Origin of the sequence: Candidatus Bodocaedibacter vickermanii (assembly GCF_014896945.1) — a bacterium.
Classification (GTDB): domain Bacteria; phylum Pseudomonadota; class Alphaproteobacteria; order UBA6184; family UBA6184; genus Bodonicaedibacter; species Bodonicaedibacter vickermanii.
The window spans coordinates 242,472-265,825 of sequence record NZ_CP054719.1 but is presented as its reverse complement, the minus strand read 5'-3'; the positions used below and the strand labels follow the sequence as shown (position 1 = coordinate 265,825).

General features: G+C 38.8%; 18 protein-coding genes. 8 read left to right on the top strand and 10 right to left on the bottom strand.

Annotated elements, in window-relative coordinates; translation table 11 throughout:
• Nucleotides 1-39: 39 nt before the first annotated feature.
• The 3 genes from CPBP_RS01240 to CPBP_RS01230 form a co-directional block, all read right to left on the bottom strand.
• Nucleotides 40-2,688 carry an S-layer homology domain-containing protein gene (locus CPBP_RS01240; protein ID WP_350332242.1) on the bottom strand — a complete coding sequence of 883 codons (2,649 nt, stop codon included), beginning with the start codon at nucleotides 2,686-2,688 and terminating at the stop codon, nucleotides 40-42.
• Between the two features lie 134 nt (nucleotides 2,689-2,822).
• Nucleotides 2,823-3,461, bottom strand: a complete 639-nt coding sequence (nth, locus tag CPBP_RS01235; protein WP_350332241.1) for an endonuclease III — start codon at nucleotides 3,459-3,461, stop codon at nucleotides 2,823-2,825.
• Between the two features lie 26 nt (nucleotides 3,462-3,487).
• Entirely contained in the window at nucleotides 3,488-4,036 is a 549-nt protein-coding gene (locus CPBP_RS01230) for an LOG family protein (RefSeq protein ID WP_350332240.1), read from the bottom strand.
• A gap of 97 nt (nucleotides 4,037-4,133) precedes the next feature.
• Here CPBP_RS01230 and CPBP_RS01225 point away from each other — a divergent pair, with 97 nt between their 5' ends.
• The 5 genes from CPBP_RS01225 to CPBP_RS01205 are packed head-to-tail and all read left to right on the top strand — an operon-like array spanning nucleotide 4,134 to nucleotide 8,115.
• A complete protein-coding gene (locus tag CPBP_RS01225; RefSeq protein ID WP_350332239.1) occupies nucleotides 4,134-4,778 on the top strand; it encodes an alpha/beta hydrolase in 645 nt (214 codons plus the stop codon).
• The gene (tyrS, locus tag CPBP_RS01220) at nucleotides 4,772-6,061 is read left to right on the top strand and encodes a tyrosine--tRNA ligase (protein WP_350332624.1); all 1,290 of its coding nucleotides are present in this window, start codon (nucleotides 4,772-4,774) and stop codon (nucleotides 6,059-6,061) included. The genes CPBP_RS01225 and tyrS overlap by 7 nt, the downstream gene beginning before the upstream one ends.
• Before the next feature lie 28 nt (nucleotides 6,062-6,089).
• Entirely contained in the window at nucleotides 6,090-6,548 is a 459-nt protein-coding gene (bcp, locus tag CPBP_RS01215; protein ID WP_350332238.1) for a thioredoxin-dependent thiol peroxidase, read from the top strand.
• Nucleotides 6,545-7,777, top strand: coding sequence for a CCA tRNA nucleotidyltransferase (locus tag CPBP_RS01210; protein WP_350332237.1), 1,233 nt, complete (start codon nucleotides 6,545-6,547; stop codon nucleotides 7,775-7,777). Before bcp ends, CPBP_RS01210 begins: the two co-directional genes overlap by 4 nt.
• A complete protein-coding gene (locus CPBP_RS01205) occupies nucleotides 7,774-8,115 on the top strand; it encodes a rhodanese-like domain-containing protein (protein ID WP_350332236.1) in 342 nt (113 codons plus the stop codon). Before CPBP_RS01210 ends, CPBP_RS01205 begins: the two co-directional genes overlap by 4 nt.
• A 1,553-nt stretch (nucleotides 8,116-9,668) precedes the next feature.
• On the opposite strand, the gene CPBP_RS01200 is transcribed toward CPBP_RS01205, so the two are convergent.
• The 3 genes from CPBP_RS01200 to CPBP_RS01190 all read right to left on the bottom strand — a co-directional run bounded on the left by CPBP_RS01200 (nucleotide 9,669) and on the right by CPBP_RS01190 (nucleotide 11,883).
• Complete coding sequence (locus CPBP_RS01200) at nucleotides 9,669-9,827, bottom strand: hypothetical protein (protein ID WP_350332235.1); 159 nt, start codon at nucleotides 9,825-9,827, stop codon at nucleotides 9,669-9,671.
• 288 nt (nucleotides 9,828-10,115) lie between these two features.
• Entirely contained in the window at nucleotides 10,116-10,625 is a 510-nt protein-coding gene (locus tag CPBP_RS01195) for a hypothetical protein (RefSeq protein ID WP_350332234.1), read from the bottom strand.
• A 10-nt stretch (nucleotides 10,626-10,635) separates the two neighbouring features.
• A complete protein-coding gene (locus CPBP_RS01190) occupies nucleotides 10,636-11,883 on the bottom strand; it encodes a D-alanyl-D-alanine carboxypeptidase family protein (RefSeq protein ID WP_350332233.1) in 1,248 nt (415 codons plus the stop codon).
• 225 nt (nucleotides 11,884-12,108) lie between these two features.
• Between CPBP_RS01190 and CPBP_RS01185 the strand changes: the two genes are divergently transcribed.
• Together CPBP_RS01185 and CPBP_RS01180 are read left to right on the top strand one after the other, a co-directional pair.
• Nucleotides 12,109-14,289, top strand: a complete 2,181-nt coding sequence (locus CPBP_RS01185) for a PAS domain-containing sensor histidine kinase (protein WP_350332232.1) — start codon at nucleotides 12,109-12,111, stop codon at nucleotides 14,287-14,289.
• Between the two features lie 59 nt (nucleotides 14,290-14,348).
• Nucleotides 14,349-14,906, top strand: a complete 558-nt coding sequence (locus CPBP_RS01180; protein WP_350332231.1) for a hypothetical protein — start codon at nucleotides 14,349-14,351, stop codon at nucleotides 14,904-14,906.
• Between the two features lie 48 nt (nucleotides 14,907-14,954).
• On the opposite strand, the gene CPBP_RS01175 is transcribed toward CPBP_RS01180, so the two are convergent.
• The 4 genes from CPBP_RS01175 to CPBP_RS01160 form a co-directional block, all read right to left on the bottom strand.
• The gene (locus CPBP_RS01175) at nucleotides 14,955-16,253 is read right to left on the bottom strand and encodes an MFS transporter (protein WP_350332230.1); all 1,299 of its coding nucleotides are present in this window, start codon (nucleotides 16,251-16,253) and stop codon (nucleotides 14,955-14,957) included.
• Nucleotides 16,254-16,899: 646 nt separating this feature from the next.
• Nucleotides 16,900-18,276 carry a magnesium transporter gene (gene mgtE / locus CPBP_RS01170; protein WP_350332229.1) on the bottom strand — a complete coding sequence of 459 codons (1,377 nt, stop codon included), beginning with the start codon at nucleotides 18,274-18,276 and terminating at the stop codon, nucleotides 16,900-16,902.
• Nucleotides 18,277-18,294: 18 nt separating this feature from the next.
• On the bottom strand, nucleotides 18,295-20,565 hold the full coding sequence (locus tag CPBP_RS01165; RefSeq protein ID WP_350332228.1) for an NADP-dependent malic enzyme: 2,271 nt from the start codon (nucleotides 20,563-20,565) through the stop codon (nucleotides 18,295-18,297).
• 265 nt (nucleotides 20,566-20,830) lie between these two features.
• Entirely contained in the window at nucleotides 20,831-21,814 is a 984-nt protein-coding gene (locus tag CPBP_RS01160) for a hypothetical protein (protein ID WP_350332227.1), read from the bottom strand.
• A gap of 355 nt (nucleotides 21,815-22,169) precedes the next feature.
• On the opposite strand from CPBP_RS01160, the gene mnmA reads away from it, so the two are divergent.
• Nucleotides 22,170-23,276 (top strand): tRNA 2-thiouridine(34) synthase MnmA, encoded by a 1,107-nt coding sequence (mnmA, locus tag CPBP_RS01155; RefSeq protein ID WP_350332226.1) that lies wholly within the window; start codon nucleotides 22,170-22,172, stop codon nucleotides 23,274-23,276.
• The last annotated feature ends 78 nt before the right edge of the window (nucleotides 23,277-23,354 follow it).

Here is a 23,354-nt window from a genome sequence, read left to right as displayed (position 1 = left end):
TGATTATGTTGTTAAATGTGTTCATTTTTATCCATTAAGTTAGTTAACAGTTGCCGTGCTAGTAAATGTAAAGCCAGTTCCGTCGATGTATATGGTTCCTTCTGGTGTGATACTACCCGTAGGAGCTGAAGTCGTATAGGTTGAGGTAAATGCACCAGATGCGATTGAACCGGATGTATATCCAGTTACAGCATCGCCCGCTTTAGGCGTAACGCTTGGTGTTTTTCCATTGAAAGCACTGAGCCCACTAAACGTTACAGTTCCTGAACCACCAGTTGCATTGCCAAAGGTTGACGTAATTGTTGGTGCGGTGAATATAAAGCTTGTACCTACATAAAGACCAGCAGTAGTAATTGTAACAGTGACGCTTTCATTTGAGGTGAACTTTGCCCCATGCAACGAAACATAAAATGAACCATCATTAGCAACAACTATTGTTCCTGTACCAGATGAATTGTCAGCAGTAGGAATTGAAACGTTATAAGTTCCCGCCGCGATATTTAATACAGTTCCTGTAGCTTTTAGATAAGGGCTTCCAGTATTTGGTATTATTGCTTCAAACTCTATTCCTGGAGTAGTAGGTGTGCTACCACCACCAGTACCACCAGTACCACCAGTACCACCAGTACCAGTAGTTGTAGTCACTGGTTGTGTGATATTTGCAGTTGTATGTACTTCTGGTATTAACAGACTGTTTTCGCGATCTTTTTGGCTAATAACGTCACCTGCTGCAGTGTCGAGATTATACCCTGCGTAAACTGTAACCTCTTTGCCTATTCCAACGCTGCCGTCGTCAAACGTGGCACTATTTACTTTGACTCCAGGGTATGGAGGGGATAGGGCTGCGAGTGCTGATTTATCTCCTGCCTTATAATCTCTCGACTGGGCAATTGCTGATAGCGAAATAATTTGGGGCAATACCTTAAACGAGGTGCTTTGTGTTGCAAACCGTTGAGGAGTAGGGGAGCCGACTTCAAACGTATAATTCCCAACACCAAGATCTTTGAATTCGATAGTTTGATTTCCCTTCAAAAAATCATCATCGGCAAATTCTGATAATGTTTTCCACGTGGTACCATCTAAACTTGCAGTAAATGTACTTTCATCGACTGCCGTTCCATTTAATTTCAGTGTAAGCTTTGGGGTAATTTCTTTACTATTTGCAAGTGCTATTAATCCATCATTGGGGGTAGATTTAACTTTTACAGTGTCACCATAAACAAATTGGTCTGCAACAGTTGTATTTTTTACAGAAAAATAGTATTTGTGTTTTGGATCGGCATCTGTGCCCGTGCCAATTTCAACATAGTACACGCCATATTCGGTTAAGCCTGTAACTTGGGCTGACGTGCCAGTAGTAATAGCTTCAACTGATGCACCGGTTACTGCTGTGCCATTAGTACCATTATACTTATATACTTTAGTTCCTGTTAGAATTGTTTTAGCAAGCGGGAGTGAAACGGTTACATTTCCAATAGACTTGACTGTATTCCCCACAAGTTCTACTGCTAATTTCTTTTGTAAAATTTGGGTTGAAATCCATTCTGGATAATGCGTTGGAATATGATCCTTTAATAACTCATCGGCTTCTACTGGATCGTTTTTATAGTTTTCAGCTAACCAAGGTTGTAGTTTCAGCATTAAAAAATACGCCAATCGATAGTGTTGAATAGTTTGCGTGATCTCAGAACGTTTAACTCTAATAATATCCTTATCAGCTAAATAACTAATGTAGGCTGCTGCAGAATTTGATGTACCAACATCGCTGAAAAGATTATTTACAGGTGTGTACGCAGTCGTATAACCCGCTGCTTTAGCCACCATCGTTGCAACATCTGCTCTGGTCATATTATCAGTATAATCATCGCTTGTACTCATAAAACCTCTATCAATGGCATACTGAATATAGGATGGAGCCCAGTCTGAGTGTGTACCAACAATATCTGTAGTGGATACATACTCAGCAGGGTAATCCTTTGCTTTTGCTACCATCGTTGCCATTTCTTCTCTAGTAACATTAGCATCCGGATTAAATGTAGTGTCTGAAGTACCACTAACAATACCTTTACTCTTTAGGTAATTAATTTGTCCAGCCGCCCAATGCGTTGCAGATACATCATCAAAAAAGTTGGTATAGCTTGATGCATCCGAGTCCTTATAGCCGTGCATTCTGGCGATCATTACAGCTGCTTCTGCTCGGGTTATTTCCGCTGTTGGGTTAAACGCAGGTATAGCCGTTTCAGCACCGAACATCGCATCCGTTTTTGTCATTGCTCCCTTATAAAGATTTGCTTTTGTAAGAAGTGTTTCGGCAGTTTCTGTTGCTGTTTTTGCTTCATGTCTGTCTTCAATATCGTTAATCGCATCAGCATCTGCGGTCAATGCTGCACCAATCATATTTTTAAGCTTATCCAAGTTTTCTTGAACAGTTCTATCAGTAATTGCACCCAACATTAACGTTACATCGGCCATAACCGTATCACGATGGGCCAGTTGTTGTGCTTTAATCGCTTTCATAGCGGGGTTATTATCAGCTATACCCGCAAAGTGTGTGTTATGATGATCAATATACCCATCGACTACTTCAGTTTCACGAATAGGGTCTAATCCCATCGTGACGGTAACACCAGAACTTAAACATGTAAAAACGGTTGATTGTAATAATATTTTTTTGAATTTTGATTCCACTAGATTAATCCCTTATTATTGTAATAATTATTTTTATTCAGATTAAACGAAAAAAGTTTATACTATCTTAACATGCCAAACATATTTTATGCAGCTGTATTTTGAATAAATGTCAGAAATAATCTATGCAGGATCTAACGTATTGGATGCGGTGACAGGTTGCTTGAATCACACAGATCATTTAAAATGCATTCGCCACATTTTGGTTTTCTGGCAATACACGTGTAACGACCATGCAGTACCAACAAATGATGGGCGTCTTTCAAAAATTCAGTGGGGATGATTCTTTCTAAATCAGATTCAATTTTGTCGGGAGTCGTTGCAACAGATAACGCTAATCGATTTGAAACCCGAGAAACATGAGTATCCACCGGAATCGTTGGTTGATCAAAAATAACGTTCAGTACAACATTGGCAGTTTTTCGCCCAACGCCTGGCAATGACACCAAATCTTCCCGATTGCCCGGAACGGTGCTGTTAAATTGATCAATCAGTTGCTGGCTTAATTTAATAACATTTGCAGCCTTTGTATTAAACAACCCAATGGTTTTGATATATTCTTTCAACCCATCAACGCCAAGTTCAATCATCTGTGCGGGTGTTGAAATAACTTCAAACAATCGTTCAGTGGCTTTGTTTACACCTTTATCCGTGCTTTGCGCAGATAAAACCACCGCCACCAAAAGTGTGTACGGATTGGTATAATTCAGTTCAGTTTCCGGAATCTTAATATGATTCTGTAACCGCTGAAAAATGGTATAAATACGATCCATGGATAACCCAGTAAAATATTACTGGATTATGCCACTTTATAGTTTTGAAGTAAAGTTACCAATTCCGAAGCAGTATTCACAAATATCACCATATCAATGTGATGCTGTTTAATAAACCCTTCTTTTTTCATTGCTTCAAACAATGCCTTCAGCGGATCCCAGTATCCATTGTAATTATAAACCAAAACGGGATTCGCATGAATTTGCAATTGCTTCCACGTAACGATTTCAAAGAATTCGTCTAACGTTCCATACCCGCCGGGTAAAATTAAGAAGATATCGCTGTTTTCAAACATCATGCTTTTACGCAAATGCATGTTTTCAACAATTCTAGCTTCAGAAATTTTAGTGTTGATCTGTTCGATTTCTGCCAATTGTTTTGTCGTGATTCCCAGGACTTTTCCACCATTGTCCATCACTGAACTGGACACTGTGCCCATTAAGCCAGTGCTGCCCCCGCCGTATACAAGTTGATAATCTGTGGCTGCGATAATGCGACCGACCTCACGTGCCTCGGCATGATATTCATCAGGGATGCTTAAACTAGCACCCGTATATACACAAATTGATTTCATTTTATTATTCTTATTTTTATTCAATATTTGATTATTAGCGTGAATCTGGTTAATATCTGGTTAAAATTATCCTAAATTTATTCGTGAGTATAACTATATGCCTGCATTACAATTAAATACACCCGAAGGTGAACTTGAAGTTCGCTACACTGCTGCGGATAATCCCGATGCGCCAATGGCGCTAATTTTACATCCTCACCCAGAGCATGGGGGGACGATGAATAATAAAGTTGTTTATACGCTTTATCAAATATTCGCTGAACAAGGGTTTCATGTGGCCAGATTTAATTTTCGGGGAGTAGGGCAGTCCACAGGGCATTTTGATTTTGGTGAAGGCGAATTGCGTGATGGTATTTATGTCCTTAAGTGGATGAGAGAACAGTTTCCCAAAACATCTGAAATATGGATTTCAGGGTTTTCATTCGGATCATGGGTAGCCCTTCAACTATTGAAAAAGAATCCAGACATACAACAGTTTATGTGTGCGGCACCGCCAGTTAACGTTTATGATTTCAGCTTTATGTTGCCCATGGATCGCGCTGGGCTATTTGTTCAGGGAACAACAGATACCATTGTTAACCCAGATTCCACTAAAGAATTGGCAGAAAAGATTTCCCGCATGTCAGACACTGTTGTTGAATGCCATATGATTGACGGAGCCGATCACTTTTTCACTGGAAAGTTAGATCAATTAACAGACATCACTACACATTACATTCAAAGCAAGAGAGGAACATCGTGACACTTATTTCTGACTTTTTAGTTGAAGCCCAAGCACGCGGATTTATTCATCAGTCGTCAGACTTAGAAGGCTTAGATGCTGCAATGTCTCAGGGTAGAATCGTTGCCTATGCAGGATTTGATCCAACAGCAACCAGTCTGCATGTCGGGCATATGGTTCCCATTATGTTATTACGCTTGTTACAACGCAAGGGGCATAAACCCATTGTAATTATGGGGGGAGCAACCGCCTGTATTGGCGATCCTTCATTCAAGAATGAAATGCGCAAGATGCTGTCGGATGAACAGATCAAAGAAAACATCGCATCAATTCAATCCGTGTTCCAACAGTTCTTACAGTTTGGTCCAGGAGGCAACAACGCCATTATGTTGGATAATGCTGACTGGCTAAACAAGCTTGCTTATCTTGATTTTTTGCGTGATTTTGGCACACACATTACGGTCAATCGTTTGTTGACCTTTGACACCATCAAAACACGTCTCGAAAACAACCTTCCACTAAGTTTCCTTGAATTCAATTACATGTTGTTTCAAGCTTATGATTATTATCATTTGAACAAGAATTTTAATTGTGTGTTGCAAATCGGTGGATCAGATCAATGGGCGAATATATTGAACGGTGCAGAGTTTGTCCGTCGAACATCACAAAAAACAGCGTATGCTTTAACAACCCCTCTGCTGACAACCGCATCCGGAGCAAAGATGGGTAAAACCGAAAACGGTGCAGTGTGGTTAAATCCAGACTTAATGTCGGATTATGATTTCTGGCAATTTTGGAGAAATACCGAAGACGATGATGTGATTCGGTTCTTAAAAATGTTCACGGATTTACCCTTAAGTGAAATTGATGCTTTGTCTCATTTAAAAGGGCAGGAACTTAATACTGTGAAAAAACTATTAGCCGATGAAGTCACCAAACTTGTGCGCGGTGATCAATCGATTGCAGGCATTCATGAAACGATATCAAAAGTATTTGAACAGGATGCTCAAGCCTATACCATCACTGGGTCGGATATTGCTGGCAATCCAATCTTACAAACGTCACTTTCCATTAAGGATATCGCCATGGCTGATTGCGAAGGACTGCAAGCTTTCACAGCAGTTGTAAAAGCCGGTCTGGCAGAATCCAACGGTGACGCCCGTCGTTTAATCCGAGGCAAAGGTATCAAAATTCAAGACATCGTGGTTGAAGATGAAAATTTACAGATTACAATTCCATCAGATCGCGTTATAAAGGTATCAGCGGGTAAAAAACGAAATGCTCTTATCCGCATTGTTGTTTAAATAAATATAATCAATCAAGAGGTCGCAAATGATATCCATAGGTTCAAAAGCACCAGACTTTAAAATTAATATTGACGATGGAACTAATTTTACTCTATCAGATTATCTTGGTCAAAAAGTCATAGTATATTTCTATCCAAAAGATAATACACCCGGCTGCACAACTGAAGCCTGTGATTTTAGAGAATCCATCGCACAATTCAATCAACTCAAGTGTAAGGTACTTGGGATTTCTAGAGACTCAGTTGCAACGCATGCAAAATTCAAAGAAAAATATAATTTAAACTTTCCCTTAGGTGCTGATGAAGACGGTGCCGTATGCCAACTGTATGGCGTTTGGGTACAGAAATCGATGTTTGGCAAAAAATATTTTGGCGTTAACAGAGCTACGTTTTTAATCGATGAAGATGGAATTGTGAAACATATTTGGCCAAGCGTCAGTGTTTCAAGCCATATTAAGGATATTCTAACAGTATTACAATCATGATACCAGCCGGACGTTTATCAAGTGTGCCATGGGGTTCCCACACTGTTTTAGAACAGTTTATACAAAAACTAGCAACTAACGGAATCACAGCACGGCTAGTGGGTGGGGCAGTTAGAGAAGCAATCTTAAATCGATTTAATCAAGATTGCGATATTGATTTAGCCGTAGACATTACCCCGGATGAAATGATTGCTGCCTGTTTGGAGTTAGAAGTTCAAGTCATTCCGTCTGGATTAATGTATGGTACCGTAACGTGCATTTTAAACGGTAAACCCTATGAGGTAACATCCCTGCGTAAAGATGTTGCAACCGATGGCAGAAAGGCAACCGTTCGCTATACCAAAGACTGGCATGAAGATGCAACACGTAGAGACCTAACCATCAATGCATTATATGCCGATTGGGATGGAACATATTATGATCCCACAGGGCAGGGAGTCGTCGATTTAAATAATCAGTATTTGCGTTTTATTGGAGACCCCGAACAACGCATCCAAGAAGACTATCTTCGTATTGTGCGTTTCTTTAGATTTATGGCGTTGTTTGATACTACGCAATACGATGAACAGGCTTTTAATGCCTGCTTAAAATATGCATCTCAATTACATATCGTGTCTTTAGAACGTAAATGGAGCGAGCTTCAAAAAATATTTGAATCCGTTTATCCTTTTAAAACAATCGAAGCTTTAATATCGTCAAAACTAATGCTGCATGTGTGTCGGATTAATTGGTCGCTAAATAAACTAGAACGATCGATTCAATGGATTCAGAATCACTTTAACGATATATTCTATTGGTTTTTGGGAGGCGTGAATCATTTTCAAATCGACCGGAATATTTGCATTCCAATTAGCCTACAAAAGCGCTTAGAAGAAATCTTTAAGGTTACGATTCAAAAAGATATTAATTTAAAAGATCTTTATCTACTTGGTCGATCTGTTTATAAAGATGTGTACATACGCAATCTAATTACAACCCAAGATTTTTCCGCTGACGTCTTACAAAAGTGTAATGAAATGCTTTTACAAATTGATACCTTGGACATACCTAAATTTCCAGTATCAGGGGGTGACCTTCAAGAATTAGGCTTTACGCCAGGACCACTTATGGGAGAAATTTTGAAAAAAGCCGAGCAATGGTGGGTTGATCAAGATTTCACACCCGATCACAAACAGTGCCTAAAACATATTCAGCAATTACATTTAACAAAACTGCGAGACAAAATATGAACTATATTGACACTAAAGAACTTTATCAACGGCTTCAAGAAAACCCAGATTTAGTTATTGTTGATGTACGTTCTTTGGAAGAATATCGTATAGCTCACGTAGCACAAGCAAGATTGCTGCCTCTAGATAGCCTTATGTCTAATCCCAAAGAATCGATCGACCAAATTAAAGAATGGATTGGATCTCAAGATACTATATACGTAATATGTTTATCCGATCATCGATCATTTTTGGCATGCCATAAATTATCAGAACACACTATTGATAATGTTTGTTTTATCAAAGGCGGGACTCAAGAATGGGTAGCGTCAGGATATCCGATTGTATCGAATTTTTAGGCAACGTGCCGTTGCATCCGCTGGGTTACATCCGATGCGCTGTGACACGGATTATTGCCGTGGGCAACCTGAGGTTGCATCCATTAGTTAGATTGAGTGTGGTTGGAGATATTTAATAAAATACAATGTGAGAGAATGAAGGAGAATTTGAACCCACCTTCGGCGCAGGGCAGCGTGACGCTGGACCCATTAGGTTGGATCCGATGTGGTTGGACACGGATTTCAAATAACGAAAACCGTAGGTGAGATATGAGAATTTTGAACCAGCAACCTGAAGTTGCATTCGTTGGATTAGATTGAGTGTGATTTGGACATAGGTAAAATAAATGAGGGACTGTTAAAAACAGTTTGGGGTGAGAGAGATTTTTGACCCATTTCGGGCGCAGGAGGGGTAAGGGTGAAAAATGAATTTGAGATGTTTTGTGGTGAGTAGCGGTTTAGTTCCTTTGTTTTGTTTGAAAGTGCTGTGTTTGTAGCTTTCAGAGTTAAGTTATATAAAATCCGTGTCTGCGCGAATCGGATCTAACTTATTGGATGCAACCTCAGGTTGCAAAACCGAGAGAATCCCCAGTAACCCGCACGTGCAAAAAGAACCCCATTTCTTACACGAATGGGGAAAGGCGGACTTTATTGATAGGCACAAAGTCGTGTTTTACGAGCCCGTCGGCTCTAGGGGTTGCTTACAGGGCTGTGACTACTGATCGGGTAGTTGAGCGCCTGTACTGGGGATTCAGTTCGGCGTTTTGTCTATTCCGTGTTTCAACCAAAGCTTCGTCATGGATCTTTTTAAGGATCATTTGGCTGAAATACTTTTGGGACGTAGAACGAAAAAAGGCTACCCGGTTTTTGGGTAGCCTCTTCGCAATTCTAGTTATTAGTATACATAAGAAGTTTGAATTGTCAATATATTTCTGCGAAGTGTGGGTGTTTTTTATAATCCGTGTCAGATCAGATCTAAGCTAATGGATCCAACCGCAGGTTGGCAGCGTCACGCTGCCAAAAAAGTGAATTCCGTCAATCTTTTGTTAACATTTGTCTGATAGTTTGAAGATGGACGGATTATAGTAAACTCAGATCTCACTTCGGTGAGTGCATCTGATACGTAATGACGATTCTGAATATACAGTAGCGCAGCGCTGCGTGAACTATGTTCTAGTTTGAACGGGGATGGTATCCCTGGGAAGGCGTGTAACTTTTCAAAAACGATTTTTTTGAAAGATACCAATTGTATTACGTTGTGGTGGCGGGGGGAGGACACGCACTGAGAGTTGATGATGGGAGGGCCCCATCGGGGGCGCGAGACACAACTGTTGAAAGTGATCAGAAGAGGTGTTTAACGATATTAAAATCACCCACTTAAACACCAAGCTATGAATGTTATAAAAAACTTCATATTGTGTAAAATAGTCGCATATCTATTACTTAATTCATACATATCTGTATGATTGACACAATTAATCGGTTTATCAATGATTTTCCCTGTTCTATTGATTTGTTGTCAAAAATATTCTTTTTCTAATCACTTTCAACAGTTGTGGGGCGCGAGGCAGCGGTTAGAAAATTTCAATTTTTTCAAAAAATTCCAAAGGAGTCCAGCGTGCCGTTGGATCCATTAGATAATACAGTTTGTAAAAATTATAATCCGTGTCTGTGCGAATCGGATCTGACTTATCGGGTGCAGCGGCACGTTGCCTAATGGGTCCAGGGATCATCCCTGGTGCAACCTCAGGTTGCCGGCTCAAGGGCGCTTTACGCGCCAGAGCGGCGGTTGCCGCTATCAAATCGCATTGCGATTTGCTTGAGCCGCATAAAGACAAAGACGGGCGAATGAGAGGGTGAGACCTGCAAGGTAATGTGTTGTTTCTAATAATCCGTGTCTGTGCGAATCGGATTTATCTATAGGGTGCAGCGTCACGCTGCTCGGATCTAACCTATGGGGTGCAATGGCAGGTTGCCTAATGGGTGCAGCGTCACGCTGCTCGGATGCAGCGTCAGGTTGCTTAGTCTTTTACCAAGATACGGTTATTGTTTAGATCCATGATTAGAACAGAATAATTAGTTTGTTTAGATCCTGCTGTATCTGTAAATGGAATAAGCGCCACCCAAAGATTATCTTGATTTGCGGGGGCGACGATCACATTAAAAGCATCATAGTAACGAAACGTTTTATCTTTTCGTTCTGTTGTATAAATATAAAATGCAACAAGTGGCAAAATATCTTTGTTTTCATGGGTTAGTAGTTCTGAAAGTTTGTCGGCAACTTTTCGGGGATATTTTCTGATTAGAACAATGGAGTGTTTCATCAAATCTTTATACGCATCCCAGGCACTTTCAACGTTGGTGATGTCAGTGCATTCCTTGGACTTATCCGCAACAGTTTTTTCTTCTTCAGCAACTAAGGCTAACCAGTTATAGGCTTTTTTTAATACGGCTAAATTTAAATCTTTTTCAATCTTTGCGGACAAAGGAGTCAGAAATAAAAGCAGCAAACTTAACCCTAATTTCATCATGTTTCTTTTCCTATTCAGACGGTTGTTCTACTGTTGACGAATCAATATTCAAGTGACGCAAAACGGTAGAGGCTTGATCAACTTGTTTTTTAGACAGCTTATCAATACTGGCTTGAAATAAGTATCGCCCACCAATTCTAATTCGCTTGGTTGATATGGGTTTTTCTACGCCTAGTTTTGATTGAATTAAAGCTTGTTTTGCAACAGTTTCAGCACGAAGCTGGCTGCCATAATATCCTAACAATAACGAATAATTTCCTGATTCAGTACTAACAGGTGCAATCTCTTGAATGGGGGCACTGTCATCTTCTGGAGTTTGATCTAAATTTACAGAATGCGTTGTAGCTGGAACGGTTTGTGCAGCAAGCACGGGTTTCGGTTGAGCATTAGAGGACGTATTTTGTGCAACATAGGTTTGGGGGCGTATTGTTTTTAAGCGTTGGGCAATTTCCACAACGCGCTTATCACGCCACGCTGGTGTGGGTCCGCCCATAACAACAACAACAATACGTTTACCCGATTCATTTGTATATGTACCAATCACATTAAATCCAGAGGCATTCACAAAGCCAGTTTTAATACCATCAAACTTTAAATGTTTTTGGGCAAGCAATCGATAGTTGTGATTGATGTGGCATGCATTGTTATAACAAAATTCGCGAGTGCTAAATAAATGAAAGTATTTTTTATAATGTTTGTTTGCAACGATTCCTAAAAGAGCCATATCTTTTGCCGATGTAATTTGTCCAGCTGCTGGCATTCCGGATGCCGTTTTAAACGTTGTATTCTTCATACCGAATTGTCGTGCACGTTGAGTCATATAATCGGCAAACGCAGGTTCAGACCCTGCTAAAAATTCAGCAATAACTACTGCAGCATCATTTGCTGATTTTGTTACACAGGCCAGAATAATATCTTTAACTGAAATGTATCCGCCTGCTCTTAATCCTAATTTGCAAGGAAGTTGCGCTGCGGCATGCCTTGAAATGGGCAGCATGTCTGTTAAACGTATTTTTCCTTGTTCCATAGCATCAAACACCATTAATAAGGTCATTATTTTGGTCAATGAGGCAGGGGGGGTAACTGTATCCGCATTTTGTTGATATAAAATTTGCCCCGTTTCTGCGTCAACGGCTAAAGCCGCATAAACAGGTTTACTGGGTTTTTGATTTTTAGAATACGTGGGATTCGTTAGTATACCTAACGATAATGAAATAATAATCCCAATCCTGAACATTTGAGTGTGTATACGTTGCATCGACTTAAAAAATCTTCTATACTTAATACATATATAATATATAAAAAAATGCCATATTTCATAGAAAAAATATACGATCTTCTTTTGCCACATGAGTTTCAACTTCTATTGTGGTCATTTATTATATGCTGTTTTGTTTGTTTTTTCATTGTAGTTTATAGACTACGTCAACTTCAGACTATATCAAATGATCTGAGACGACACAACCTGCAACTTAAAATTTTGATGCGAAATCAGTCTGACTTGTGGGCGCTTTGGTGGCAAAGCGAACAAGTCTTAATTTGTTCTCCTGAATTGTATAAAAAGTTTGGAACAAGTCACTCTGCTCAAATGTCTCCTAAATATATTAAGTATCTATTTGAACAATTTGATTATAAAGCCTTCTTTAAGATTGCCCATAATGGGGACGTATATCAGCAAGAATGTAAAGCCTCTGGAGAAGAAAGTATTTTTTATATTTTTGGATCCGCCAAAAAGATAAAAGACGATTGGTGTTACACACTGTGGTTTAGGAATATATCGCATCAAAAATCAAAAATTGAACTTCACAATGATATTATTAATGAGCTGCGTACAGAACGAGACATTATGAAAGATATTCTGGATAATGTACCACTGCCGATTTGGTATAAGAATCCGCAAAAAAAATTATTGTTTTGTAACAAGGCATACGCCAACACACTTGAAATTTCCCCTGAACAAGCCGTCGTTGATCAAATTCTTTTAAAGTCTTGGCAACAAGGGGGGCGTACACCAGACTTAACTGAACTTGTTTTAAAAACAAAGCAACCTCAAACCCAGAAATCACACATTGTCATAAAAAATGAACGACATTATGTAGAGTTTTCAGAAACGATAACTCAAAAAGGATTTATTCTGGGCTATTTGAATGATCTAAGTGAACAAGAAACCCTTCAACAAGAAATTAACCACTTAGCAAAGTCTACCCATGAGATTTTGGAAGTCATATCTATCCCAGTTATTATTTATAATACGAATAAACAGGTTGAGTTTTTTAATAACCCCTTCATTAAAATGTTTGAGATGGATCCGGCATGGTTAGAAACAAAACCTACATTTACCGAAGTTTTAGAAGAATTAAGAACGAAACGTAAAATTCCTGACACTGAAGATTTTCAAACCTATAAAAATAGACGCCTTGCGTGTTTTAATAATCTATTAGCGCCGATTGAAGATATTGCGTATTATCCGGATGGTCGCACAGTTCGGATGGTAACAGCTCCTTATCATAATGGGGGGCTGATGATTACTTTGAATGATATAACGGATTGGTTAACGTTAGAACGTCGATACAATACGCTGCTGGCGGTTCATCGTCAGGTCGCTGACAATTTGTTTGAAGGTCTTGTCGTATTTGGATCTGATCACAAACTGCAACTATATAACTCAGCGTTTTGTAGAATGTGGGACTATAACGAAGAAGATCTTTCACCCCCACCGCATTTAGAAGCCATCATTGATAAAATCAGAACACGCATTGATTACCAACACTATGACCCTAGTTGGGATAATTTCAAAAAGCGTATTCGAGCTAAAATCATCGATCGCAGCACAAACAAGGAAGGCCGCATAAAACTATACAACGATTTAGTCTATGATTATTCATATACTCCACTTCCAGATGGATCAAATCTATTAACATTCTTGGATGTGTCCGATCGTTATCGGATTGAGAAAAATCTTTTAGAACGAAGTGAAGCTTTAGAATTGGCCCATGGGATCAAATCTGATTTCATTTCTATGATTTATCAAGGCATCAAATATCCATTGCGGCGTATTTTATTAAGTTTCACCGATATGTTTGAAAAAAAGTATGGAGATCTCAATTCTAACTATAAGGATCGATTAAAAAATTCCTGGGAGGAAGTCGATCACATCTTGCGATTTATTGAAAATGCCAATGATTTAGCCTCGATTGAATCTGGTAATACAGTTTTGGATAAAGAAAACATAAACATTATTCAGCTGATTGATGATATAAAAACTACGTTAATGGAAAGAGCCCTTGAAAAAAACATTCACATTTCTCTAAACTACAACCAAGAAGATATTTTTCTTTTACAAGGTGATATAAGACGCTTAAAACAGGTATTCTTTAACCTATTGCGTAACGCCATCGCATTTGCTGTAAATAGTGAGTTTGTTTCCATTCAGATCAATGATTTTCCTGAAGAACTTCATATTGAAATATCCAATGCTACAGCAATGATTCCCTATGAAGATTCCTATGGTGCATCTAAAAAATTAAAAAAAGGAGAAAATATTATTACAGGGTTAGGATTTTCTCTGATTAAGAAAATTGTAACATTGCATGGAGGTAAAGTTACCCTCAATCATCAAAAGGGAACTGTGGTCCATTGTACATTTTTTAAAAAGCATAGTTAATTTAACAAAAGCTTAACCATTTACCGGTATATTAAAATCACAATAAAGGAGTACCAAGAATGGTAAACAAAGAAAAAGATCAAAAACCTGAAGGGTTTAAAGCATTTAGTAATATGAAAATGCAGTCCTTGTGGGATGCAGATAAAGTAAAAGCTGCACACAGTAAAAACCTAGAAACTTTAAAACAAGCTCACGGTATTGTATCAGATACATTTAAAAAAGTTTCAGAATTACATGCAGATCATTTGAAAAAGAAGCATTCTGAACTTAAAGATGGCATACATGCGTTTGCTGAAAAAATAAAAGCTTCGCCCTCTGTTAAAGAACACGTTCAGAAAGTTAAAGCGAATCATCAGGAAATGAGCGAGAAATTAAAAGATTCTCACGCACAGGTATTAAGTAACTTTAAAGAAAAGTTGGACCAACTTAAAGATCATCATAAAAACCTACATGAAAAACTTAAAGAATCACACCAGGTTCAAAGTGAAAAAATGAAGGGAAATATGAGCATCGAACACGAACATCACAAAGTGGTTGCGGGTGCTTGGAAAGATTCGACTCAAAAAATTATGGATCTAATGAAAAGTACAGCTAATCATCATTTGAATAATCGCTAAAAAAATAAACTCCCCTCCTTATCAAACATTAGGAGGGGAGTTTATTTGCTAATCGTGAACTTTGGGGAATAGCTTCATTTTTGAAGCTATGATTAGAATAACAACCGCAACTGTTGCAATGACAGAACTGAACATAAAGTTAGTTTCTGCGCCATAGGTATGCCAAATGGGTCCGGCAACATAGGCGTTTGCAACATAGGATGCAAATCCAAATAGAATATAATATATACCAAACGCAGTACCCTTAAGGTGTTTTGGAGATACGTCAACAATTAACGACAACAATAACCCTTGTGTTACCGCCCAATGTAATCCCCAACATGATGTCGCAATAAATAACCCAAGAACAGATGTCATTTCCATCATGATAAAGTTCGATAAAATCATGAACAGAATACCAACGGCAACCATCTTCTTTTTCCCAATACGATCCGCCACTAAACCTAAGGGATACGCTGCAAGCGATGTAACCAGCGTTAATACAACAATAATTGCAGTTTGTGTTTGTGCATCCGCACCCAGTTCTTTTGCTCTAAACTGTAAAAAGGATTCGTTAAAATGCGCAACGCCATAAAACCAAATGACCATCATTAATATCCAAAAGGGCTTACCCATATGTCTGATATTATTAAAAAAATCTTGGAAAAATGTGCGAATAGCACCTAAGCCTTTTAATGCGGAATGTTGGGGGGGGTGAACAAAAAATGCTAAGAAAATTACTGAAATAATGGCGGGAACAATCGCAACAAAAAACCCTGCAATAAAAGCTCCCTCATACCCCATCCAAGCTACTACTGAGCCGCTTAACATGATTGTGGCTACCATAGCTCCACCACCAGCCCCAAATTTTCTAAGCGTTTGAGACAATCCGTAACTGCGACCGCGGATTTCTTTAGGCGCGCAATCTCCTAATAAAGCATCGCGAGGAGAGGCTTGTATACCATTTCCAATTCGATCTAATACTTTGACCCCAAAAAACAAAGCATACGATGTTGCAAAGGGGAATAATATTTTTGTAAGTGTTGAAAGGCTAAACCCTAATAACATCAACGATTTTCGTTGAAATATAGAGTCACTTAAGGCTCCGGCTAAAAATCTTAAAATCTGAGAAACAAATTCAACAACGCTTTCTAAATTACCTAAATCTTTTGCATCAATGTTATGAATTTCTATTAAATAAACAGGTCCAATGGTTGTGACAATTGATGATGAAAATGTAAGCAGCATACTTGCAAGCGAAATCATCCAGACAGCGGGGGGAATTTTAATTTTGAGTCGTGAAGGGGCAGTAGGTTTCTGATTAATGGTTGAGTTTTTATCTTGGGCTTTGCCCAGTGTAGGTGTCATAGTTATCCCCTAAAATAATTAATTTACTGCACGTCAGACAACATAAACTATGTTAGGTTTCCTTTTACTCTATTTAGTTTAAAATCGCAAGAAGATTATCTCCTACGACGCCATTGATCTTTCGTGTTATAGAAAATGTGTCTGTGCGAATCGAATTTGACCTAATGGGCGCAGCGTCACGCTGCCAACGTGCCGTTGGATCCATTAGAAGATAAGGTTTGAAAAATTGAAATCTCCAAGATATTAGGTTGTTTTGTGTAATCCGTGTCAGAGCGAATCGGATCTAACTTATGGGATGCAACCTCAGGTTGCCAAAAAATGTTCGTTGTGTTCATAATTTGTTAACGATTGTGAGGTATAGTAACTTTAGAGCGCTCATACATTGTTATTTTTTGCCCACCGTTTCGAGAAGAAAAGATGGATTATTTCGTCTATTTAGTCTCGATTTAGGGAGTGGGTTTTGTCCCCCCACCCGAAGGTCACTGAGGGTGAATAGGGCGGGGGGTGGTAAAAAAATCGCGTTAACTAACTATTAACCTTTATTAACCCCAGATTAACGGCTGCGCTTTTTCTAATAATCTGTGTCAGAACGAATCGGATCTAGCTTATGGGTCCAGGGATCATCCCTGGTGCAACAGCACGTTGCCTATATAAGATAGAGCGTTGCTAAATACAAAAATGAACCATATCCCATCATATCGCACGCTGGAATTAAAAAGGGTGGGGCGCTGATGGCGGGGTCATAGTTAAATCTAAACAAAACAACGGGGATAGACAATCCCATGACGCTGCCATAAATCACATTAATAAGTATGGTTACGCCAAATACCAGGGCTAATGATAAATCTCCATACCAAAGCAAGACCATTATTACAAGTATTGAACTAATAAGTACCCCATTGATAAACCCAACCTGAACTTCTTTCCACAGGCTGTACCAAATGCGTACCAATCTAAACTCACCATTGGATAGGGCTCGAATGGTAACAGATGCAACTTGCAGGCTAACGCTGCCACCTATGGCGACAACGATTGACATTAAAACGGCAAGAGCAACTATTTGCTCTATGCTTTTATCAAACTTTGAAATAATATACGACGATAAGATCGATGAAAATGCTGTAATCATTACCCACTTAAATCGATTGGTTGACGCCTTTAATAGCGACATGTGGATGTCTGAATTTGCCGCACCGGCTAACCCCAAGAAGGCGCGCTCGGCTTCTTCATCAATTAAATTGACGACATTGTTCAGTGTAATGTCGCCTTTAATTCGACCATTGCTATCCAATACGGGTGCAGACGCTAAGCCATAATGGCGAAAATAAAAAGCGACTTCTTTTTGGAGCGTTTCGATTGAAAAGCTAAACACATCTTTTTGCATAAAGTGGGAAATTTTTTCATCTTCGTCATGCTTTAATAATTCACTTAATGATACATACCCCAAAGGCCTGTGGTTGGCATCAATAACATACACATTAAATATTTGATCAGGCAAGAAATCGGCTGTTTTGATATACCGCTTTACCTGGGAAACCGTCCAAAAGCGAGGTACCGCCACAAGCTCTCGTTGCATTAATCGTCCAGCCGTTCCTTCGTCATAAGAAAGAGCTTCATTTAAAAAGGCCTGTTCTTTTTTAGATAAAAACCGAACAACATCTGTCTGTTGTTCAAATGTTAGATCCTCGATAAAGCTTAACGTATCACCTGATTCAAGGCTGTTAATAATACGTGCAATGGCATCGGGTGACACATAATTTAACAATTCAGATCGAATCGCAGGTTCCAGATCAAGAAACACTTCAGCTTCAATATCACGGGGAATAAACTTAAGAATTTCCAACCGGTATTCTAATGACACGACCTCTAATACATCTGCGATATCGGCATAATGTAAGGATTCAATTGTTTTTTGTAGTTTTGTATAATTTTCAGTTTTTAAAAACCTATGAATTTTAGCTAACGTTTGACGTGCAATTGTCGCATCAGAAAGAATAGGGGTCGTTGTCACTGATTTTTCCATTAAATGTGATATCCTTTGCTATACGTCGTCATAAGACTGTACTGCAGCAATTGCAGCAAGATTCAAAATGCTTCTGGATGTTGAAGATCTAGGCGCAATATGGGCAATTTTATTCAAGCCCAATAAAACAGGACCTACCCTTAACCCATTAGAAACAGTTCGCGCAAGATTAATGGCTATATTAGCCGCATCTTGAGACGGCGCAATCAAAAGATTCGCATCATCTTTTAAATCAGATGTCGGGAATATACGGTCTCTGATTGTTTTGGAGAGTGCTACGTCTGCTGACATTTCACCGTCGATCATTAGGTCTGGCATTTTTTTCACAATCAGATCTTTTGCTTCGCGCATTTTTTTAGAAGATTCTGCAAATCCAACTGATCCAAAGTTGCTGCACGATAACAATGCAACACGAGGAGTTACTCCGAAATGAGCCAGTGTTTTTACACACAGTTCTGCAGACGACGCAATGTCATGTGCTGTGGGAGAATAGTTCACATAAGAATCTGAAATAAACACAGTTTTCTCTTCAGTAATTAACGCCTCCAGCGTAGTTGGTTTTGCAACGCCGTCTTGAAGCCCAAGGGTTGCCACCAATTTTTCTAAATGACGATAATATTTTCCCGATGGACCACAAATTACAGCATGACCTTTTTGATAAAGCAATTGCATCGCAGCTATGTAAACTGCATCATGTTCTAATAAATACTCCGCATCAAAAGGGGTAATTCCTTTTCGCGCCAATTTTTTGTGCAGTTCATCTGCATGAGACTGAACCGTTTCAAGCCCACTTGGTATATCCACAATTTCAAATTGAATTGCCTCAATTAAACGCAACTTTAACTCTGAAATTTTTTGCAAAATTTGGGATCGACTTCCGATTAAGACAGGGAAAAATATTTTTTCATCCACAGCTTGTTGAACTGCAAACAATACTTTTTCATTTGCCCCATCCGTAAAAATAACCCGACGATCGGATACCTTAAGTTTTTCAAAAATGGGGCGCATCATGTACCCTGACTTGTATACTTGATCGGTTAAACGATGTCGATACGCTTCAAAATCTTCTATTGGTTTTTTTGCAATTCCAGAGTCCATAGCAGCCTTTGCAATTGCGGGAACAACCTCAATCAGCAATCTAGGATCAAAAGGTTTTGGGATAATATAATCGTTTCCAAATGATAACGGAGCATCCCCATAAGCGATTCTAACACTTTCAGAAGATTCAATTTCAGCGAGTCTAGCAATAGCATTAACACACGCTAGTTTCATTTCAGTATTAATGTGCGTTGCCTGAACGTCCAGTGCCGCCCTAAACATATAGGGAAAACATAATACATTGTTTACTTGATTTGGATAATCTGAACGTCCAGTTGCAATAATCGCATCATCTCGAACAGACTTGACATCTTCAGGAGTAATTTCTGGATCAGGGTTAGCCATCGCCATAATAATGGGTCTGGCATTCATTCTTAGAATATCGTCTTTTTTCAATACACCTTTTGCAGACAGTCCTAAAAATACATCAGCAGATTCCATACATTCACCCAACGTTTTAGACTCTGCTGAGTGTTGAGCAAATGCTAACTTTTGAGGATCCGTTAATTTAGGACGATCGTTATAAATCAATCCTTCACGATCACACACATAAATATTTTCTTTGTTTGCGCCCAGATCTACAAACAAATTTAAACATGCAATGGCCGCAGCCCCAGCACCGGAGCATACGATTTTAATATTAGAAATATCTTTGTTCACAAGTTTTAATGCATTGATTAATCCAGCAGAGGCCACAATTGCAGTGCCATGTTGATCATCATGAAAAACTGGAATGTTTAAGCGTTTTTGTAATTCTTGCTCTACATAAAAACATTCCGGAGCAGCAATATCTTCTAAATTTATGCCACCAAAAGTTGGAGAAATGGCAGCAATAATATCCACCAATTTTTTGGGATCTTTTTCATTAATTTCAATGTCAAACACATCGATGCCAGCAAACCGTTTAAACAGAACAGCTTTCCCCTCCATCACAGGTTTTGCGGCGTCTGGACCAATGTCGCCAAGTCCCAAGACGGCCGTTCCATTGCTGATTACAGCGACTAAATTTCCCTTAGATGTTAAATTATAGGATTGGGCCGAATCTTCGACAATAGCCTCACAGGCATATGCGACACCGGGCGAATAAGCAAGTGCTAGATCTTGCTGGGTCGCCATTGTTTTCGTCGGAACGATAGCAAGTTTGCCAGGGGTTGGATATTGATGATACTTTAACGCATCTCTCTTTGACATGTTGCTATGCTCCATAAACTGTAATTAAGACAAATAGACCCAAAAAGGCATGCTTATTTTCGTTTGTTTTCGATTGTAAATCAAGTTTTTATTCGCACTAAATTCCATGTCTCAAAAAGAAACATACCGCACAGCAAAGAAAGCAGAGTGGGGAGATTCGATTTAATTCTTGGGGGCTTTTTGGTAAAGTGTTTCTTAAATTGTTTTTGGAACTTTGACCAAAATGAGGAGAGTTTCATCTTTGCTATCAATTCTTTATATTTAGTTAAATCTTCTGTTTCTTGGGCATTAACTCGGCTTCATTTTCAAAAGGATATTTTAAGTTAAAATGTCCTTTTTTGAATTCAGATGGATATATTTCTTTTGCGTATTCGATCAAATGTTCGATGGCAGTTTGATTAAATTCTACAACTTGATTAATTGCATAAGCTAAGGATGATTCTGAGTTATCGAAAATAAATTGAAGATATTTTTTTAGTAACACATATTGACCGTAATATTCCGTAGACTCAGGTCTAAGAATTGTTTTTTCCCGATCATTCTCTATTAAGTTATTCCAGTTATTGATGTGAGTATTTAGGACACTTAATTTTTCTGTTGTTTGATCTAGCGTGATTAAAAAATTAGGATTAACATTGCTTATAAAATGAAGATCTTTAGACCAAGGTTTAATGTGATAAGATATAGTTGGGTATGGTTTATCGAAAAAGATATTAAGTAGGTGAAATTCATGTTTAATATTCCCTCTAGGGCCAGTTTGATACTTTTCATAATTTTCTGAATCAGCATTGAACTCATTAATAAAATAGAAGCGATCTTCAAGAAATATTTTTTCAATCTTTAAGAGTATAGGTTCATTGCCAGGTTCCTTTTTTTCGATTATTCTTCTAAATTTGTTTTTTTGCTCATTATCAATATAAGTTTTTTTAAAATCCAAGATGCTAATCTTGGTAGATTCAAAAGAAGCCAGTGCGGCTAAGATTTTTGATTTGTTGTCTTTTTTTTCTTTTCGTTTTGAATACCATACTGTGACTGCCCAAAGAGTAATTGCAGATATTAGTATTCCTGCCAAATTTGTACCTATTGTCCACCAGCAGGGACTAGCAACTGCACTTGCAATTAATTTAAGTTGGGTTACAATTTCTGAAGTATCGAGAGCTGTTGTGGGTATTGAAGCAAACTTATCTTGTAAATGCGTTGATAAGTTTAAGTGAGAGTTGAGGTCGTTTAGTGCAGTGAAATTCATCATGCTGTCTCGAATTTGAAATAGTTAACTATTTCTACTCTTAACTCTTTCAACAGTCAAGCAAACCAGCTGTTTTGAGATGAAGAGAGACAGGATATTTACGCAGGCTCTAGTAAATTTGGATTTATTGCCGTTGATATATAAGTCATGAGCACAAATAAGTACAGCGCTTCCAAAGATTTCATTGGATAAGGGTAATATTAACGTTGAAACGATTAACATTGTTTTGCGCAATCGTTGTATATGACGATAAAAAATATTAATTCAAGTTAATGCTACATAAACTTCACTTAACACTTGATTTATAACGGAAACCCCCTTATGAAAAGAGTACGATTTTAAGGTCTTTAAGGTAGATATGATTGATTTAGGAATAAATAAGCCTGCAGCAGAAACGCGTGTGGTTGTGGCAATGTCAGGCGGCGTTGATAGTTCTGTAGCTGCGGCATTGATGGCAGAAAGCGGATATGATGTGATTGGAATCACATTGCAGTTGTATGATTATGGACAGATGGCTCAAAAAAAAGGTGCCTGCTGTGCTGGGCAAGATATCTATGATGCGGCTATGGTTGCTGAAAAAATAGGCATCCCTCATTACGTATTTAACTATGAAGACAAATTTAAAGAGGGCGTGATCAACGATTTTGTTGAATCGTATTTACAGGGTGAAACTCCAATTCCTTGCGTTAAGTGTAATCAGACGGTTAAGTTTAAAGATTTGTTACAGGCTGCGCGAGACTTAAATGCAGATGCAATGGTGACGGGGCATTATGTTCAACGTATTCAGGGAGATAACGCGGGCGAACTGCATGCGGGAGCCGACCCTAACCGTGATCAAAGCTATTTCTTATTTGCAACGACCCAAGAACAATTAGATTTTTTGCGATTTCCATTGGGGCATATGAGCAAGGATGAAACGCGGGCTCATGCAGCTCGGTTTGGATTAGAGGTTGCAGACAAACCTGATAGCCAGGATATTTGTTTTGTTCCCAATGGCGATTATGCGGGAGTCATTCAAAAAATGCGACCTGATGCCTTAGAACCAGGAGACGTCGTGGATATGCAGGGGAATGTGCTGGGGCAACACCCAGGGATTGTCAACTTTACTATTGGACAACGCCGCAGGTTGTATATTAATAGTGTCGTTCCAAAATATGTGGTGAAAATTATTCCTGAAACCCGACAAGTGGTTGTGGGAGATAAAGATGATTTGCAACGCCAACGGGTATATCTGAAGGATATTAACTGGTTGTCAGAAATCCCCATGAACGCGTACGCAGATTCCATTCAGGTGAAAATTCGATCGTCCAATACGCCAATGTCTGCGAGTATCTTGCTGGACACTGCTGATGAAGTATACATTGAATTGGATGAGGCTGAGTTTGGAATATCCCCCGGTCAAGCCTGTGTGATCTATAACGGATCAAGGGTTTTAGGTGGCGGTTGGATTTATAAAACGAGTTAACCAGAGCGACGCTGGACCCCATAGGTTAGATCCGAACAGCCTAATGGATGCAACGGCACGTTGCTTAGATCCGATGTG